Source organism: Nitrosospira multiformis (assembly GCF_900110185.1).
In the GTDB taxonomy this organism is placed as follows: Bacteria; Pseudomonadota; Gammaproteobacteria; order Burkholderiales; family Nitrosomonadaceae; genus Nitrosospira; species Nitrosospira multiformis_A.
In genome coordinates this window covers 110057-127787 of the sequence record NZ_FOCT01000004.1, presented here as the reverse complement: position 1 = coordinate 127787, position 17731 = coordinate 110057, and the positions used below count along the sequence as shown (strand labels likewise).

Below are 17731 nucleotides of genomic sequence, written 5' to 3'. Positions count from 1 at the left end.
GAAAAACGGCCGGGATAGAAACTGGACTATGTAAAGCTCATCTCACTAGGATCGTCCCAGACCAGCAATCGAATGGGTGTGGGATTGTAGGCGTTGCATGGATTGTTCAGTTGCGGGCAATTTGAAATCAGTACCACCACATCCATTTCGGCCTTCATTTCCACGTATTTGCCAGGCGCGGAAACGCCATCCACAAATTCCAGGCCCCCCTCTTCCGTCACCGGCACGTTCATGAAGAAATTGATGTTGCTCGGAATATCGCGCTTGCTGATACCCAGCTGCTGGCACTCCGGTTCATGCGCCAGCGCGTGCAGAAAGTTATCGCGGCAACTGTGCATGGGAAATTTTTCCAGCGCATACCGCACTGTATTGCTCTCCGCAGCGCATGCCCCTCCCAGGGTGTCATGCCGTCCGCATGTATCCGCAACGATGGTGAGCATTACGTTGCCATAATTCGAGTACAGCTTGCTGCCGGTAGTCAGATAGACCTTCTTCTGCCTGCGTATGGTATCGGTTGCGCTATAGCGCTCCACCGCGTGCGAAGCGTTGTAAAACAAGGTATCGACGGCCTGGTTGCCTTCCAGATCTACAATCCGGAATACCTGCCCCTCCCTGACGATCTTGACCCACGGTTCTCCCGCGGGGCAGATTTCATCCACCACTGCCGCATCAGGATCGAACATGCTTTCAACAAAACTCTTCTTGTTCTGGAAATTCGCATTCATGCCGCACCTCCATGACAAGCATATAAACATTCAGTGTTTTGCCGGGCACGCTGGTTTTCGGAAATATGCGTGCATTCGGCAATCGCCGAGGATGGTGTTGCAAAAGCAGCGAGATTGACTGCACCGGGCTGGTACGTTGTGGAAGGGTCCAGAGGATGCGGCGCAGCGGATAACACGACCAGTGTATCCATTTCGAAACTCAAATCCACATGATCTCCAGCTTTGCTGTTGCCGGAATGAAAGGTGAGTTCACCGGCTGAATTGGCAGTCACCTTGCTGAAGAAATTGATATTGGATACTACGTCCCGCATACCCAAACCCCATTTGCCAAGCTCGATCAGCATGCCGTCCAGTCCATTGCGGAACATCTGGTTGCGGTGCTCCTGATACCGTGCAGTGCCGTATTTCCGGCGTATCAGGTCGGCGTCGCTCAGGCCGCAGACAGTATCGTGCCAACCTACGCTATCGGCGGTAATGCAGCAGAATATCCTTCCCATATCCGAATGGCAGGCATGTCCCTTGGTTAGGCGGAAGGTGTGCTGGGATTTAAGCGTATCGGCCATGTTGTAGCGCTCCAGTTTTTCTTCCTGATTGAAGAACAATACTGAGGCATTGGCGCCACCGTTGACATCCGTCATGCGCAGCGTGGTACCGCGCCGCAGAATGCCGGACCAGTGGCAACCGCCGGGAATATGTTGTTCCCACAAATATGCATCCGGTTGATTCATCTCTCTTTCTCCTCATCACGATAGTTTTTCAGCTGTATCCAACTCAATTTATAGATCGATGCGGCGTTTTCGCTTCCCTGTGTGTGCCGTGTGAAATGGATTTTTTACGCATCTTGTTTACCAGGATATATAGCGCCGTAATGCCGAGAATGCTGCCCAGCACCAGGGGTACTGCCCAAAGCTGCCACCACGGGGCATCGGGAGCCGTTGCATAGGGACGCGGCCAGGCAATATTGACAAGCTCGAATACAGACCAGATAAAAGCGGCTGTGTTGATCAGCAACCCCCAGACGCCAAGCTTCAATTCACCCAATGCCGGATTCCAGCGCCCGGTAAGGCGCGTGAATAAACCCACGCCGGTCGTCATGGAAAACATGGCGTAAAGTCCCCCCGTACCGAAGGCAATCACGGTAGCTACGGCGCCATCATTCAAGCCGAACAGCAATCCCAATCCTGCCAGTGATACCGTACAGATAACGGCGTTACGGGGTGTCTTGTCGGGCCCCAAACGGCTGAGAACAGCGGGCATATTGCCTTCGCGCGCCATGGAATACACGATACGCGAGGTATATTTCACCACCGAGGCGCCGCAAGCCAGGAATGCGACCATGACGATCGCTAAAAATGGCTTTTCCGCCCACTCGCCAAAACTGCCGGTAATCACAGGCGTAATCGGATCAGAAGTGGCGCTCGCAGTAATCAGCGCCTCGCGATCGAACGCCAGTGTCAGCGCGGCGGAGTTGAAAAGCACCACCGATCCCACCATGCATAAAGAGAAGAAGACGGCACGCGGCACCATCCTCTTGGGTTCGTGCGTTTCCTCCGCAATGGTGGAGCAGGCATCAAAACCGATGAATGCCCACCCGGCGATCGCCAGCGCTGCAAGAAACGCGGATAACTGGTCTGGCGCGGTGCCTGTGCCGAGATGCTGGAACAGTTCGGAAAAAGAATGCTGCCTGAAAAACAGGAACAGCAGCAACGCCACGCCTAGGGAACCGACAACTTCCGCATAAACTCCCATTGTGATGACCAACTTGAAGATATTGACGTTGACCAGGTTGATAATGGTGCACAGGAGGAGGAATACTGCGCCCCAGATCACGAATGCCGGGCCGGTTTCGCTCTCGGCTCCAAAAAACAGGGCAAGCCAGACGCCACCCGTATAGGCGGTGGTGGTGAGCATGGCGATAGTGGAACTGACGTAGATGACACCGGCAAATTGCCCGGTAGTCACTCCCCCAAGTTGGCGCGCCCATTTGTATGCGCCTCCTGCAATGGGGAATTGTGAAGACAGCTCGGCATAGACCGTGGCCACGAGCAGTTGCATGACGAGACAGGTAACCAGCGCGCCAAACCATCCACCTCCTGTCACAGTGGTCTGAACGCTGATGATGGCGTAAAGCCCCACCACGGGGGAAACAACCGCGAAGCCGAGCGTAAAGCTGTTCCATACGCTCATGCTGCGGTGAAGCTTGTCGCCGGTGACGAGCACAACGTCAGGGGCAGAAGCAGGAGGTGTATCAGGAGGAGCGGGAGGGACGACGGCGCCGCGGCTTTCCTCTACAGGCATGATAACCCTTTCTAAACAAGCGGGAAGTTTTTGTTCTGCCAATGACACGCCGACCTTCTCCCAGAAGCGCTAAAAGCGGGATACCCGGAAGTACCAGCCGGAAAAACAAGATCGAGGAGTATGGACGCAGGCACGAAAATGCGGGAGGCATTAAAGCCATGCGCGACAATTGCAGAAATGCGGAAAAATACGGAGGGAGAGTACATGACAAGTCTCCTTTTTCGGCGGTTAAAACTCCAGGAATCAATGTAATAACTACATGATCTCCCGGGCTTTTATCCCTCCGTGGAGCCTCGTCATGACGAAGCCGGAAACTCTCGGACCAGACACTTCGAGAAATGAAGCCGGAACCCTAGTTTCGCGCTACAACTTTACTGGAAACCAGTTTTGCACATCTCATTCAGAAATACAACAAAAAATTATAAAAACTTTCTTTCGACTTGAGCCGCCGGGCCGCCGGATCTGAGCCTTCGATATTTTATTTGGATATTTTTCAGGAGCCCTGCTCTCTCCAGAGATTCAGGGCTCTTGGCATTGGAGATGGATTACAAATAGCATGTCATTGTAACTTTCTTCGCGCCACGACGACGCCGTCCCGCGTCGGATTTATGAAAGCGTCAAATTCCGGATCGTTGAAGATCAGTTTGTTGTGCTCAAGAATAGCTTCGGTCCATCCGGGAACAATATCAACATAACGTTCAACCGCCACCCTTCCATGCCAAAGCACGTTATCGGCAATATATAGGCCACCCGGACGAATCCTGTCCTTTGCCATACGCCAGATTTCCGGATAATCCCCCTTGTCCGCATCGTTGTAGCAGATATCGAATAATCCTTCGGTCTGCCCGAATATCTCCTGTGCGATGCCAGTACGAAAATCGATCCTCTCCAGCAGATCGGCAGACTTGAGATACTGTTCGGCCTTTTCCTTGTTCTGAGGATCGCCATCGGTACAGATCACCTTTCCGTCCGCCCCGGCTGCTTTTGCGAACCAGTAAGCTGAATAGCCGTAGCCGCTGCCAAACTCGAAAATACGTTTGGCATCGATCGTTTTAGCCAGTGTCTCCAGAAAAACGCCGACCAGGCGGCCAACGATAGGAAAATTGTTTTTAGCAGCAAGCGCCTCCATTTCGGTCAACACCGGATGATCAGTTCGGCCCACCAGGCTGCGCATATACTTTTCGATTGCCGGATTGACCGGGTCCAATTGGGAGGGATTTACAATAGTTGGAGATTGCATGGCCACCGCTCCTCAAAAAAAAGAAATTATGTGTTCGTCGTATGCTCGTTATTCGACTCTACGCTCAATACGATGAGGGGTCAAAGGCGAACGGTACTTGATTCGTTAATCCCGACGAACGGGAGTGCTCATAAAAGCAGCATAGGAACTCCCACTGCTGCTCCGGTAATATCATGACATTTGATGATAGAATCAGTGGCATCCTATCCGATCGGCCCGATCAAAACTTCCGGCGAGGAACCGGCACTGGAAATCAGGAAGACAGCAGCAGTAAGCGCCGGCAACGTAGTAAGGGGAAATAACGGGGCGATGACCGAACTTGAGACGAGGTTGAAATGAACAGCAGACCGCATATCATATTGACATCCCAGGACCTGGACAGGTTGGAGACCTTGCTCGAGTCGCTTCCGGCCAACGCGGTTCCTGGCAGTGCGGAACTGCAAGCCGAGCTCGAACGCGCCGAAATCGTCGAGCCCGAGCAAATACCGCCCACGGTGGTAACCATGAACTCCACAGTACGGTTCAGCATCGATTCCTCAGGCCAGGACTTCCGTCTGACGCTGGTCTATCCAAAAGATGTTGACGGGTCCGGTGACAAAATTTCCGTGCTTGCGCCGGTTGGCAGCGCCCTGCTTGGGCTTTCCACAGGCGACGAGATAGAGTGGCCACGTCCGGGGGGCGGCACTATCAAGGTACGGATAGAGGAGATCATCTACCAGCCGGAGCGCGAGGGGAAGTTTTACAGGTAGAGGCGCAATCTTTTTTGGAACCTTTGGAACCTGTTCATCCGAACATCGGAAATCCCGACATGCCGGATCCGGCAGGCAATAAGCCAAGGCATGTCATCATGTCATGCCAGCGTGGATGCAACTCAGATAGCGCACAGACCGAAGCATGCTTTGCTCATCAGTTTAAAATCCACGCTGACTTTGCTATAGTTGCGGGCATTTTTTTCCGAAGTCCCTGAAATCCTGCTATGCATCTGCCTGATTGCCTGTCTGCTTCATTCACGCCTGCCAAAAACTCCATCTCCATTTCAATCTCTACACAGCGCACATTGGAATCGTTTGTGAAATTCGGCTTGGCAGGCGTGCTCGGCCTTACGCTCCAGGTTTCTGCGGCAGACTCTGCTCCCGCCGGTAGCACCACCATAGCTCCGATAACATCGGAAGCATCAGAACCTGCAAAGAACAGTGACGGGAGCAGCCGGTTCGACTGGTCGAAAGTGCCACCCATAACCGCCCCTTCCCGCCCCGGCATGTTCGCCATCGCCCCCTCAGGACCGGGATACTACTCGCTTTGGGATCATATAACCGGCAACAAGCGTGAGAACCCGCCCGTTTCTCCCTATGCGCCCTATGCCCTCATGACCACGCCGGCTTTCGATATCGATTTCCGCTATCTCGAAAAGCCCGAACATGAGAAGGATATTTTCGATCCCATCAAGCGCATCCATCTAGGCGATGACTTCCTCTTGTCATTTGGGGGCAACTTCTGGTACCGGTATATGCGGGAATCCGACGCGCGCCTGACCAATACCAGCGACAACTACCACATGATCCGCAGCCGCTTTCATGCCGATCTCTGGTATCAGGACCGGATCCGGCTGTTTGCGGAGTTTCTGGATGCGCGCACTTTCGGCCAGGCATTGGCACCGTTGGCCACGGATGTCAACCACACGGATATGCTGAATGTTTTTGCGGACATCAAAGTCGCCAACATCAAGGACGGTCCTGCTTATCTGCGCGTGGGGCGGCAGGAATTGCTTTATGGCTCGCAACGGCTGATTTCCACGCTCGATTGGGTCAACACCCGCCGCACTTTCCAGGGTGTGAAGGGGTTCTGGCGTACGCCCACGTTTGACCTGGATGCATTCTGGGTACGCCCGATGGTGACGGAAAGAAACAACTTCGATAACTGGGATGAGAAGCGCGAATTCTTCGGCTTATGGGGAACATACAAGCCCATGAAAGGGCAGTTGGCCGATTTCTATTTCCTGAGCCTGGATGACAATCGCAATCTTGCCGTGGGCAGAAACAGCATCAGGGGCGATTCGATCACGCATACGCTCGGCAGCCGCCTGGCGGGAGACTACAACCAGTTCCTGTACGAACTGGAGGGCATGTACCAGTTCGGTCAGTATTCCAACCAGGATATCTCGGCCTTTGCCGTCGCCTCCGGTGCTGGCTACCACTTCAAGGGAAAGCCGCTGAATCCGCAATTCTGGCTGCGCTACGACTTTGCCTCCGGTGACAACAATCTGACCGATGGCAGCCGCACAACCTTCAACCAGCTTTTTCCCTTCGGCAATTATTACCTGGGATGGATCGATCGCGTCGGCAGGCAGAACATTCACGACTTCAACGCCCAGCTCAATCTGCACCCCCTGCCCTGGGCCCATTTCACCGCCCAGTACCACCGCTTCTATCTCGCGAACAAGCGCGATTTCCTGTACAACGCCGCTGGCGCCCCCACCCTTAGAGACGCAACCGGCCAATCCGGCAGTTACGTAGGGGACGAGATCGACTTCCGTTTCAACATACACGTCGATCGGCACGGAGACGTGCTGATAGGGTATTCGAAACTGTTTGCGGGCGACTTCCTGAAAGCGCAGGCGCCCCGCGTCTCGCCCGACCTGTTTTACGTCCAGTACAACTTCCGGTTTTAGAAACGTGGCCTAGTACCTGAACTTGATAGAGTGATGCCGCCTCTCCCCAAAAGCATGAAACCAAGGCCGCCGGGATTCATTCAGCCCTTCCGACAAACTGACAGGTTTCTGGTAAAACTTGATATTGCAGGCAGGCGGCCATTTTTTTCCTGGAGCACAGCCCAATAGCGTCCCCCACCCCTGTTTTTTTTATTCCCCTTATATGACGCTATTACATGATCCGCACTGACCCATTTAGACAATATCTTTACCGCACAGGGGAGATGAATGGCGGGATCGTGCAGATGTTTTGCTTTCTTGATGCCACAGCTATAGCCCGGCTGGTTTGCGCTTTGTTTTGATATTTGCAGCAGTCCTCGATTTGTATCCCGCCTTCTGAACACGTCTTTGGAGGGCCCTCTGGCAGCCGCTTTAGGATTAAAGTTACTTTCGAATTCCGCCATGGACGAAAGCAGACCCACCCAAAACTGAATCCTTTTTTCGTGTGGCAAGTGTTTATAGGTCGGGCAAAATTTGCCGATATCCTTAGGCTCCAGAGAGGGAAGAGATGAGGCGGCAACAGCAATCTCCGTGGTCCGCGTCCACGAACCATCAAGGTTCTTTTTTGACCACGCCGCATAATCCTGAGCTTGAGCGGCTAAAGATGCGACCGGAGCCAGTATGAAGATGAGCAGCAGGACAACACACACTATGAGTACCCTTCTTGACCATAGATAATGCGTTTATATAAATCATTATAGGTTCCATCCCGGCCAGAGATCAGTTCCCCTCAAACTCGCACAGTGCAAACACCTTGAGGCCCTGGCCTTCCAGCCGCGCCCTGCCCCCGATATCCGGCAGGTCGATGACAAAACCACACTCCACCACCTCGCCGCCCATCTCCTGTATCAAGCCAGCGGCAGCCTCTGCAGTCCCACCGGTAGCAATCAGATCATCCACCAACAGCACCCGCTCGCCCTTCTGAATCGCATCCACATGAATCTCGATGCGGTCGCTGCCATATTCCAGCTGGTAATCGCGCCCACGTGTTTCGGCAGGCAACTTGCCCTTCTTGCGCACCGGCACAAACCCCACGCCAAGCTCGTAGGCAACCGGCGCACCGATAATGAAGCCGCGTGATTCAATCCCGGCCACTTTGTCGATTTTCATGGTCTTGTAGCGGCTGGCAATTTCCTGAACCGTCGCGCGCAACCCGACCGGGTCTTTCAGCAGCGTAGTGATATCCCGAAACATGATGCCTTCATGGGGATAATGGGCGATGGTGCGGATGCGGGATTTGATCTGCATGCTACTTCCTGTTTCTGGTTTTTTGGGTCAAAGGATTCGGAGGCCGCCGATACGGATGAGCCGCTTTCGGCTATACTACCGTAAAGTTGCCGGGGATAGCGTTCTGGTGTATCCTTTGCGCCCTTTGCCGGGTTCCTTCCTGGAACCCTCAACAGGAGAGATGGCCGAGTGGTTTAAGGTACACGCCTGGAAAGCGTGCGTACGGGTCAAACCGTACCGAGGGTTCGAATCCCTCTCTCTCCGCCATTACTTAATATAATTTCTTGAAATCTCTGTATATTTATTTAACCTCCTAATCCTACCTACATCTTTACCACCACTTTAAAATCTTCACCTCTTCTGCTATCTGGGAATTTCTACGACGGGATAGCTTTCTGGCAGTGATTTTTGCCCGTTCTAACTGGCATTCAGCCTAGTTTAACAATCCAAGCAAGCAGCTACTTATCCTGAAACAATAACGCCGTAACTTTTACTATTCTAGGCAGGCAAAAATTACTTGCCTGCGGCGGAATCTTATCCTTTTTCTAAAAGAACCGTTATAACGATAACTGCGCATTGTGTAGGTATATCGATGGTCATCGGATTTCGATGAGGCCGGAGGAGTACCGCCAAGTAATCCCTGTCAATGCCAAATCAATTTTAAAGCGTCTTATTGTTACAATAATAAATATAAATGCCTCAGCTCGGGCCTCTTCAAATACCCTATAACTTGATAGACGCGATCCGGGATGACCGGCTTGTGATCTTTGCCGGCGCCGGAGTATCGGTTGGACCGCCCGCCAATCTACCTGATTTTTTAAACCTAGCAGGAGAGATTGCTAGAAGCTCCGCTCTTTCTCGAATAGAGCACGAGCCAGTAGATCACTTCCTCGGGCGTCTTCAGCATCAAGGTGTGAGAGTTCACCAGGAAGTCGCCAATCTGTTATCAGATCCGGCTAGTGAGCCGACTGCTTTGCACCTCGATTTGATACGCATTTTCCGAAGTCCTGAAAACGTAAGGCTCGTTACCACAAACTTTGATTTGCACTTTGCGACAGCTGCACAAACTGTATTTGGAAGGCCACCTGATATTTACAGCGCTCCAGCCTTACCGCTGGGACGAGACTTCAGGGGTCTTGTACACGTGCACGGTGTGTTGAAACGCCCAAAGGAAATAGTACTGACCGATGCAGATTTTGGCCGCGCCTATCTTACTGAAGGATGGGCACGACGCTTCTTATTAGATGTTTTCAGAACTTATACGGTGCTGTTTGTAGGTTACAGCCACAGTGATGTGGTGATGAAGTACCTTGCTCGTGCGCTTCCAGTTAAGGGCCCCGGGGAGCGCTATGCATTAACCGAAGAAGACGGAAATTGGAGGCTATATGGCATTTCTCCAATCCTTTTTCAGAAGGCTACACAGGAGAATACCTATCAGGAGCTATATGATGGGATTCAGTGCTTGGCAGATCGGGCTGCCCGAGGAGTGCTCGATTGGCAAACGAGACTTACCGAAATCGGTAGTCAGTTGCCTCCCGAAGATGCTCGAACCATAAGTGAAATCGAAGAGGGATTACGGGAGGTCCACACAACCCGTTTTCTGCTAAATTCCGCACGGAAGAGTGAATGGCCAGCATGGCTTAATACGCGCAATCAACTTAGCAAGCTTTTTGATAACGCCTCCTTAAATGACCGGGACAAACTGCTAGTAGAGTGGCTTGCAAATAATTACGTTATTGATCACGCCCACGAGGTCATCCGACTAATCGTCAATAACAAGATGCGTCTTAACCCGGAGTGTTGGTGGGCCTTCGGGCGAGCGTTGGCGCTAGACGAGCAGAAGGAGCTTAGCGCCAATACACTTTCACAATGGGTTTCCATCTTGCTCGCGTGTACCCCGGCTTATCCGCACCCTCATCTATTGGAATGGTTGGCAACGCGATGCGGCAAGCAAGGGTGCATTCCGCTTGCAATGGAAGTGTTCTTATTCATGGCAAGCTGTCGTCTGAGCATTAAAGCTGGCTACAAGCATGAGGGAGAGGAAGAGTCCCCTCGCTTCGAACTGAATACTCCCCTCAAAGGCGAGCATTTCAACCTGAATGAAGTATGGGAAAACCAGTTGAAGCCTAACCTTGAACTCATTGCACAGCCACTGCTCTCCGGTATTGTTCGAAAACTAGAGGAAATACATTACATACGGCAAGCTTGGAATACAGGGCGTTACGATTGGGGAGACCACACGTGGGATCGCTCTGCAATAGAGCCGCATGAACAAGACCGCTATCCTGATCCAATGGATGTGCTGATTGACGCGGGCCGGGATACGCTCGAATGGCTTGCAAGCCACAAGCCAATACTACTCGAAAGTTGGATGGAGCAGCTGATTGTTTCTGAAGTGCCCTTGCTGAGACGCTTGGCCATCCACGCATCTATCGTACACCCAAACAAATCTGCGGACGAGAAGCTCACTTGGTTATTGACCCAGGTAGGGTTATACCTCCTTGCAGAACACCACGAAGTTTATCGTGCCGCGGCTCAGGCTTATCCCAAAGCAAGCAAGGGTATGCGGGAAACATTAATCAACGCGGTAATTCAGCATGAGGTTAGCGATGCCGCAGGTGTAATTATTGTGGAACGAACAGCAAGAGAACGTTTCAACTGGCTCGACTGGCTGAAGCAAGCAGACCCTGCATGCCCATTGATAGAAGAAGCATTAGCTCCGATTAGAGCAGAATATCCGCATTGGATTCCCAGGGACTATCCTGATCTAGAACACCGGGTATGCTCCGGTGAATGGGCAATGGAGAGTCCCTGGACAGTTGAGCAAATCCTCGCTCAGCCTCCATCTGAGCAGTTGGAAGACTTGTTGAGCTTTAAAGGCAGCTTCTTTGATGGCCCTAATCGTGAAGGACTGCTTTTAGTCATACAAGAAGCTTGCAAGCGATGTTCGCCGTGGGCATTCGCCCTTGATGTTGCTCTTTCCGTACGCACACAATGGGACTCCGACTTGTGGGCATCACTCATCACAGGTCTAACGGAAGCACAGCTAGAACCTGATGAATGGAAGGTCTTGCTGAAAAGCGTGGCCCGCGAGGAGCTTCAATCAAGATATGCGCGCGAGGTTGCGGACTTGCTTTGCGCTCTGATGCGTGATCAAGATCAACCAGTCATGCCAGTAGTGCTCGAGGAAGCTCAGATTGTAGCCAGCGATCTATGGCGAATACTCCCACGGGAGGATGAAGAAGACGTCGAGACAGACTGGCTTATCAGAGCAATAAATCACCCAGGCGGTATCTTGATAAAATTCTGGATAGGGGCGCTTTCCCAGAGACTCCGCGGCGAAACTTGTGAGGAATTAAGTTTGCCGGATAGCGACCTTGAGCTCTTTACCTCGGTTGTTGAGGACGGGAGCGTTGTAGGGGGGATGGGCAGAGCCGTACTGGCCAGTCAAGCGGGTTTTTTATTTCGAGTGGATGAAAAGTGGACTCGGGAACATGTCATTCCATTATTTACTTCTGGTGATTTGAGCAAATTCAAGCAGGCGTGGGACGGCTTTCTCACGTGGGGAAATTTGTACGGCTCTTTTGCAGAGGCATTAAAACCGGCGTTTCTTGCCGCGGCTACAAAGCTAAATACAGAGGCAATCGGGAATCGTCGCCGATTCGTCGAGCTCTTCGCTGTACTGGCTGCCTTCCATATAGACAATCCCGCTTCCGATCTGTTGCCCGTCCTGTTACACCACGGCTCTGCCGATGATCGAAATAGCTTCGCCTATCGCCTAGGTGTCTTGCTCCGTCATGCATCTGCACTTACGCGGCAAAGCCTGTGGGACCGCTGGATCTACGGGTATTGGAAAAACCGCTTAACGTCTACTTCAGTACCGCCGACTGAGACTGAGATGGCGACAATGCTAAATTGGCTGCCGCATTTAGATGAACTATTTCCGGCTGGTGTCAATCTTGCCGTCTCAGCGCCCCTTACTCGCCTGGAGCACTGTAATTTGGTTCATGAGTTGCGAAAGTCTGATTTGTTAACCAGGTTTCCTGCCGATATAGCAAAGCTGCTCATCTATCTGTGTCCTCTTCTGCCAGCGTATCACCAAGCAGATGTTCTTGCGATTGTTGACCGCCTTTCAGCGCTAGAAACAAGCCTAAAACGCGAGTTGGACGAATCGCTCGCACGCGCCGGATTTATCTAATCCGAACCTTTCACTTTATAGTTGGAAAGGCAGAACGTGAATGCTCGCTGCCTACGTGTTTTAAAGATAGACGTCCGTCAGAAGAGGCTGTGCAGGAGATCAAAGACTCATAGGGCTACCAATTTGTTTCTTCAGACGAATTAAAGAGGGAAATTATGGATGAGGGTGATCTGGTATTGATTCGCGCCCAAATATTGCACGACTTAGGGGATTTAGTCCCCGAGAATTATCGAACCGTAGCTGGACCAGGAATAGGAAAAGGTCGGGCGGATTGGATGCTGGGAAGAATACTTGCCAAGAAAAAATCGTTAATGACCGAACGTCAAGCTTTAGCATGCCAAATATTGCTGCTGCTGGGCTTATATCGAGTGGCTAACGATGCATTAGCTGAAAAAAAGGCACGGAGAGCTTCAGAACAGATCCCTTCAGAGAAAAAAACAGATGAAGAAACTGAACTCAGGGAATCGGGTAACAACGTGCTTTTTTTTGAGTATCAGTTACGACAATATTTGACCCTATACTCAATGCATCTACCCAAAAATAAAGGACACGCGCTTACGTCACTTATTGTCCTTGACGGCTATGAGCCAGGTTCTGTTGCGGTTAGCACGCCAAAAATTCCTCTAATTTCCTCGCCCCCTGCAAACTCAGATGAAGAACACCTTGCCGCGTTGTTTGACCCATTAACAAGGGCAGGAATAGCAGCGTTGTTTAACATGATAGACAAAGAAACATGGAAGAATTACTTCGAAAGGGCTGCGCGCAATGGGCTGATAAATGCCAGACAACAAGGTCTAACCGAGATCTGTTATAACCCTTTTCTCGTTGGGGAATGGCTTATCAAAAACAATACGAATTGCACGCGCCGCCAAATCGATCAGAAATTAGCAAATAACCTTCCACGACGCAGCAGGAGCATGAAAGAGCTCTTTACTGGAGAGAATGACACTCACCTCTATAATTAACAATTATTGCTGCAATGGAAACAACACTTCCGATGAATGGAAAAACCCAGGATTTTTTCGACTCTATCATTCATCCTTATCGCTAACATTGCGCCCTTTTACTACAGAACGAATTCGCTTCGATAACAAGGGGATTTTTTAAATACCTCTCTATCCGATAGCGCCCACTGTGCCAAATTAACTGTCGCCTGAATTCCCCATTCCTCAGCTAGCAGTAAATTTCTTCCAAAAGTTGAGAAATTCGCATCTACTGAAACTGTTTAACCAGCTGCTTACACGGCTGTTGTCAATACCTAAAATTGGCCTTGTCTTCCGAGCTATCCCTCTAAAGGTCATTCTATCCAGTCAGCTCACGTTTTCGCCATTTTACGCCAAGCCTGCCTAAATTTTAGGCAAATTTTCGCCACATTCTCGCCAAAATCCGCCATTTTCCGCCATTTTTGAAATTTCAAAAACGGTGACTGACACTGCTTCTATACCAAAGCAACACCGTTAGCGTGCTTGGTATCTCATAGGAGGCATTATGAAAACCCAATTCAAAGCAGTATTCCCACCCCTTGATGCTCCCCGCCGGCAATCCAGCTCCTCAACCCAGACCGCCCTGCTTGTGCCACAAACTACCAAGTTGGACATAGGCGATTCGCCCTGCAAAACAAGTGAGATAGTCCCAGCTTTTGAGGTCAACAACCGGGACGCAATTTATAGGATGAAGCGGGTGAAGCCGCTAACTGGTCTTTCCAGATCATCAATATATCGGCTCGAAGCTCTTGGCTTGTTTCCGAAGCGGGTAAAGCTCTCGGGGTCAGCAGTTGGATGGCGGGGCGAGGAGATACACGCGTGGATAGCGAGTCGGCCGCGTGCTAAGTCAGGAAAGGGAGAGAAATGAACACACTATTTTTGTCCTCTTTCCTGAGGCTTGTAGGAGAACTCACATCTCCCGATGTCTTGCTTCCGGGCTTATCTAGTTCTATACGCCCTACCGCTATCAGCCAATTAAACGCTACCAATCAATTTCGGAGGACCCCTAATGGATGACTTCGTTGAAGTGCCGCGGGGCAAAAGACTCCTTCAGCTGCTGGAGGAAAAGCATCAGCTGCCAGTCACAATCCTCAAATACACGTGCTGCGCATCCTGCCTCAAACCTTTCACAGCGCTTTTTCAGCCGTCTGCAGAATTGCATGTTGCACCGGATGGCCTGCGTTTACCAATACTGCATCTCTGCCAACTATGCCAAAATTGTACGGCTAAACATCGCCGCGGGGGACGAAGACAAAGGGCAGTGTTAGCTGCTGTTCGGGAATTTCTGGCAAAGGAGGTGTCATGATCAGGGCATCTTTACCCCCTGCTCTGGTCGAATTCATGCATCGACATCAGTACAGACCAGAACCGCTGAAGCCAAGCGGAGGTGGATTTTTCCGCTTTCCGGTCGGCAATAAGGTCAACGGCAATGCTAGCGGTTACGTCAAGCTTTTTCCCGATGGCAATATCGCCGTGTTTGGAGACTTCAAGTCAGGACAGCAGATCACTTGGCATGCAAAAAATCTGGAGGGCCTATTACCACCTGAGTGGAAGGCTTATCAGGTGCAGATTGAAAAGGCACGGCAGGAAGCAAAAAACGAGCGCGATCGCTTGCATGCCGAGGCGGCAGAGCGAGCATCCAAACTGTACAACATCGGCACGAATCCAAATCCTGATCACACCTATCTGGTCAGGAAAAGTATTCGTCCTCATGACAGCCTCCGGCAGCTTGGCAAACGGCTGATCATTCCCATCTATATTGACGGGAAGCTGACCAGTTTGCAATTCATCAAGGAGGATGGAAGCAAGCTGTTTCTGAAGGATGGCGAAATCTTTGGCGGATATTGTCTGCTGGGTGAACCAGCTGAGGCAGTGTGTATCGCCGAAGGCTTTGCTACTGCTTGCAGCATTCATGAAGTAACAGGTCATTCGGTGGCTGTCGCGTTCAACGCCGGTAATCTCCTGCCCGTGTCGAAGGCAATAAGAAGGCATCATCCGGAGTCAACCATTATTCTGTGCGCTGATCATGATCAATGGACTGAAGGTAATCCGGGGCTGACCAAGGCGACCCAAGCTGCGATAGCCGTCGACGCCCTATTGGCTGTGCCCAACTTCTCCCAGTGTGACATGGGGAGTCGACCTACCGACTTCAATGACCTGCACGTGCTGGTGGGGCAGGAAGCAGTACGGCACGCTTTCGCCGTGGCGCAAAAGCCTGCTCATCTTCCAGAGCCGACCTCTGATGCTCTAGAGCATTATTTAAATGAGGACTCACAGCTTGAAAGTACAGCGGGACTCCCGATTGCCGCTCCGGCGATGACAGAGGCGAATGTTGTGTCTTTGCATGAGATAGAAGCATCCGGAAGGCCGAAGGTAATAAGCAGCACAGATTTTGCCGAGATTCCTCTCCGGGACCAGCCGCAAATGGCAGAGGTGGGTTTTGTTCCCCTGATCCGAGACATCGTCACTGCCGCCTGTGATAGCAGTGAAGCCCATCCGGTTGCGGTTGCCGCAAACGCCATATCTTATTTCAGTGCGCTGATGGGGCGAGGCATTTTCCAGCCTATCGGAGACGCAGTCATACATTGCCGACCTTTCGTACTTATCGTGGGCAAGAGTGGGAAGGCGCGGAAAGGAACATCCGAAGTGACGGTCACCAAGATCTTCAAGCGTGCGGAGGTAATCATCAATGAACGAACCGGGCTCCATGATTACCTCAATGTCTATAAGGGGGCTCTCTCAACGGGTGAAGGCATTGCCATGCACATCAGGGACCCCCGTGAAGCTGATGAAAAAGGCAAAGGGGGCGATGCTGGCGTTCTTGATAAGCGGATGCTTGTGATCGAGACCGAATTTGATAATGTCTTTTCGCACGTGCGCCGTGACAATAATAATTTGTCCGCTACGATCCGTACGGTATTTGATGGTCACGATATCAAGACACTCACAAAAACAGACCCTATCAGCGCAAGCCGGCCCCATGTGTGTATTACCGGACACATCACTGGTCATGAGCTGCGTATCAGAGCTACCGAGAACGATGTGGCGAACGGGCTCTTGAACCGTTTCCTTATGGCTCATGTATATCGACCCAAGCTGGTCGCATTACCCCAGCCCACGCCGAAGGGGACTATCGAGGAACTGGGGGAGCGGGTGGCGAATATGATAGTGGTGGTAACAAATGGGGATCTGCACGCAAATAATGTGCGTGAAGTGATCCTGAGTGAGGCAGCGCGCGAACTGTGGGTTGAGCAATACAAGTGGATCAGCCGTGACCGTGAGGGCAGAGGGGGAAGCCTGCTTGCCCGCTCGGAAATGTACGCCCGGATGCTCGCGATGATTTTTGCTGCCATGGAGGGGCGTGTTGTCATCGAGCCCACAGACTTGCACGCCGCGTTTGCGTGGATCGAATATTGGAATGCGAGCATAACCTACGTCTTCAATTGTAAGGACGATGAAGGGGCTCTCGCTCCCTTTGTAACCGAGGTGCTGGAGAAGATTATTAAAAACCCTGGCCTCACGCTTACAGCCTTGCAGGGAATGTGGCTAAACAAGCGGATCAAGGAGGTGAGGAACGCGCTCGAGTTGCTGCTCAATCTTGCGCCGCCACTGATCGAACAGCGCAAGGAGGCCACAGGAGGACGACCGGTGCTGAGATATTTTCCTTATGAAAAGAAGTAAGAAAAGGTAGAAAAGCCGATTCACCGAGTACAGAGCGGAGAATTAAGGGTAAGAAAAGGGCGAAAAAAGGTGCTGAGAGAGCATGTGGATGATCGAACGACTCTTCACCTCGTGCTTAATTTACCTTTTCTTACCTTTAATAAAACATCGCAAACCCAGTAGCCATGCCTTTCTTCACTTATTTCACTTAATTCGCGTCTATACATAGAAACTTGGAAGAGAAAAAGCAGCTATGAGAACAAACTCTCACAAGGGGATAGGGGGGTCAAAACTCAAGGGCTTTTTGCCTGGAACCCGAGCGCTTAGGCAAAAAATGATGTGCGCGAAATTGAGAAAGGGGGGGTCATTATGGACGGGTTTAGCAGTTTCGATTTGAGCTGATAGAAGTGTCTGAGAAGTTACCTGGGATATCCGCGAAATCTCAAAGGGGCCATTCATTTTGTGACATTAGAGAAATGTAATCTCGGCAACAGTCATTCAAGGATATGTAGCCCTTATTCCTACTGCCGGATCTAACCTCTCGACATCCTTTACTCATGTACAGCTCATCACGCCAAGGGCTCTTCAGCCACTTACTGGCACATAATCATATATGCCGACGGGTGCGAGGTCTGAAGAGCGAACAACGCAAGGGGTAGAACGTGAGACCATACAAACTTTCTTATCCACTGT

At 51.4% G+C, this 17731-nt stretch carries 13 protein-coding genes, 1 tRNA gene and 1 riboswitch; of the genes, 8 read left to right on the top strand and 6 right to left on the bottom strand.

Annotation, left to right across the window (positions count from 1 at the left end):
• Positions 1–26 precede the first annotated feature (26 nt).
• From BMY01_RS06180 to BMY01_RS06165, 4 genes are all read right to left on the bottom strand, one after another.
• Positions 27–725 carry an urea amidolyase associated protein UAAP2 gene (locus tag BMY01_RS06180; RefSeq protein WP_074745350.1) on the bottom strand — a complete coding sequence of 233 codons (699 nt, stop codon included), beginning with the start codon at positions 723–725 and terminating at the stop codon, positions 27–29.
• Entirely contained in the window at positions 722–1453 is a 732-nt protein-coding gene (locus tag BMY01_RS06175) for an urea amidolyase associated protein UAAP1 (RefSeq protein WP_074745348.1), read from the bottom strand. Before BMY01_RS06175 ends, BMY01_RS06180 begins: the two co-directional genes overlap by 4 nt.
• Before the next feature lie 43 nt (positions 1454–1496).
• Positions 1497–3023 carry an APC family permease gene (locus tag BMY01_RS06170; RefSeq protein ID WP_074745346.1) on the bottom strand — a complete coding sequence of 509 codons (1527 nt, stop codon included), beginning with the start codon at positions 3021–3023 and terminating at the stop codon, positions 1497–1499.
• A 262-nt stretch (positions 3024–3285) separates the two neighbouring features.
• Positions 3286–3390: riboswitch (guanidine-I (ykkC/yxkD leader) on the bottom strand.
• Between the two features lie 192 nt (positions 3391–3582).
• Positions 3583–4263 (bottom strand): O-methyltransferase, encoded by a 681-nt coding sequence (locus BMY01_RS06165; RefSeq protein ID WP_074745344.1) that lies wholly within the window; start codon positions 4261–4263, stop codon positions 3583–3585.
• Between the two features lie 183 nt (positions 4264–4446).
• On the opposite strand from BMY01_RS06165, the gene BMY01_RS17730 reads away from it, so the two are divergent.
• From BMY01_RS17730 to BMY01_RS06155, 3 genes are all read left to right on the top strand, one after another.
• The gene (locus BMY01_RS17730; protein ID WP_175463217.1) at positions 4447–4602 is read left to right on the top strand and encodes a hypothetical protein; all 156 of its coding nucleotides are present in this window, start codon (positions 4447–4449) and stop codon (positions 4600–4602) included.
• Positions 4599–5012 carry a nucleoside diphosphate kinase regulator gene (gene rnk / locus BMY01_RS06160; protein ID WP_074707620.1) on the top strand — a complete coding sequence of 138 codons (414 nt, stop codon included), beginning with the start codon at positions 4599–4601 and terminating at the stop codon, positions 5010–5012. The genes BMY01_RS17730 and rnk overlap by 4 nt, the downstream gene beginning before the upstream one ends.
• Positions 5013–5332: 320 nt before the next feature.
• Positions 5333–6931, top strand: a complete 1599-nt coding sequence (locus tag BMY01_RS06155; RefSeq protein ID WP_368086231.1) for an alginate export family protein — start codon at positions 5333–5335, stop codon at positions 6929–6931.
• A gap of 80 nt (positions 6932–7011) precedes the next feature.
• Here BMY01_RS06155 and BMY01_RS18755 read toward each other — a convergent pair whose 3' ends face one another.
• The gene (locus BMY01_RS18755; RefSeq protein ID WP_368086232.1) at positions 7012–7392 is read right to left on the bottom strand and encodes a transglycosylase SLT domain-containing protein; all 381 of its coding nucleotides are present in this window, start codon (positions 7390–7392) and stop codon (positions 7012–7014) included.
• A 298-nt stretch (positions 7393–7690) separates the two neighbouring features.
• Positions 7691–8218, bottom strand: coding sequence for an adenine phosphoribosyltransferase (locus BMY01_RS06145; RefSeq protein ID WP_074745338.1), 528 nt, complete (start codon positions 8216–8218; stop codon positions 7691–7693).
• A gap of 154 nt (positions 8219–8372) precedes the next feature.
• On the opposite strand from BMY01_RS06145, the gene BMY01_RS06140 reads away from it, so the two are divergent.
• The 5 genes from BMY01_RS06140 (at position 8373) to BMY01_RS06115 (ending at position 17059) form a co-directional block, all read left to right on the top strand.
• Positions 8373–8464, top strand: a tRNA-Ser gene (locus BMY01_RS06140).
• 427 nt (positions 8465–8891) lie between these two features.
• A complete protein-coding gene (locus BMY01_RS06135) occupies positions 8892–12395 on the top strand; it encodes a DUF4020 domain-containing protein (RefSeq protein WP_074745336.1) in 3504 nt (1167 codons plus the stop codon).
• A 155-nt stretch (positions 12396–12550) separates the two neighbouring features.
• Positions 12551–13360, top strand: coding sequence for a hypothetical protein (locus BMY01_RS06130; protein WP_074745334.1), 810 nt, complete (start codon positions 12551–12553; stop codon positions 13358–13360).
• A gap of 523 nt (positions 13361–13883) precedes the next feature.
• Positions 13884–14246: a helix-turn-helix transcriptional regulator gene (locus tag BMY01_RS18750; RefSeq protein ID WP_368086230.1), complete on the top strand. Its 363-nt coding sequence runs from the start codon at positions 13884–13886 to the stop codon at positions 14244–14246.
• Between the two features lie 434 nt (positions 14247–14680).
• Positions 14681–17059 (top strand): toprim domain-containing protein, encoded by a 2379-nt coding sequence (locus BMY01_RS06115; RefSeq protein ID WP_074745330.1) that lies wholly within the window; start codon positions 14681–14683, stop codon positions 17057–17059.
• The last annotated feature ends 672 nt before the right edge of the window (positions 17060–17731 follow it).

Excerpts from the sequence above, each read along its gene's own strand:
- BMY01_RS06180 (WP_074745350.1), bottom strand. The coding sequence starts at position 725 with ATGAATGCGAATTTCCAGAACAAGAAGAGTTTTGTTGAAAGCATGTTC.
- BMY01_RS06175 (WP_074745348.1), bottom strand. The coding sequence starts at position 1,453 with ATGAATCAACCGGATGCATATTTGTGGGAACAACATATTCCCGGCGGT.
- BMY01_RS06170 (WP_074745346.1), bottom strand. The coding sequence starts at position 3,023 with ATGCCTGTAGAGGAAAGCCGCGGCGCCGTCGTCCCTCCCGCTCCTCCT.
- BMY01_RS06165 (WP_074745344.1), bottom strand. The coding sequence starts at position 4,263 with ATGCAATCTCCAACTATTGTAAATCCCTCCCAATTGGACCCGGTCAAT.
- BMY01_RS17730 (WP_175463217.1), top strand. The coding sequence starts at position 4,447 with ATGATAGAATCAGTGGCATCCTATCCGATCGGCCCGATCAAAACTTCC.
- rnk (WP_074707620.1), top strand. The coding sequence starts at position 4,599 with ATGAACAGCAGACCGCATATCATATTGACATCCCAGGACCTGGACAGG.
- BMY01_RS06145 (WP_074745338.1), bottom strand. The coding sequence starts at position 8,218 with ATGCAGATCAAATCCCGCATCCGCACCATCGCCCATTATCCCCATGAA.
- BMY01_RS06135 (WP_074745336.1), top strand. The coding sequence starts at position 8,892 with ATGCCTCAGCTCGGGCCTCTTCAAATACCCTATAACTTGATAGACGCG.
- BMY01_RS06130 (WP_074745334.1), top strand. The coding sequence starts at position 12,551 with ATGGATGAGGGTGATCTGGTATTGATTCGCGCCCAAATATTGCACGAC.
- BMY01_RS18750 (WP_368086230.1), top strand. The coding sequence starts at position 13,884 with ATGAAAACCCAATTCAAAGCAGTATTCCCACCCCTTGATGCTCCCCGC.
- BMY01_RS06115 (WP_074745330.1), top strand. The coding sequence starts at position 14,681 with ATGATCAGGGCATCTTTACCCCCTGCTCTGGTCGAATTCATGCATCGA.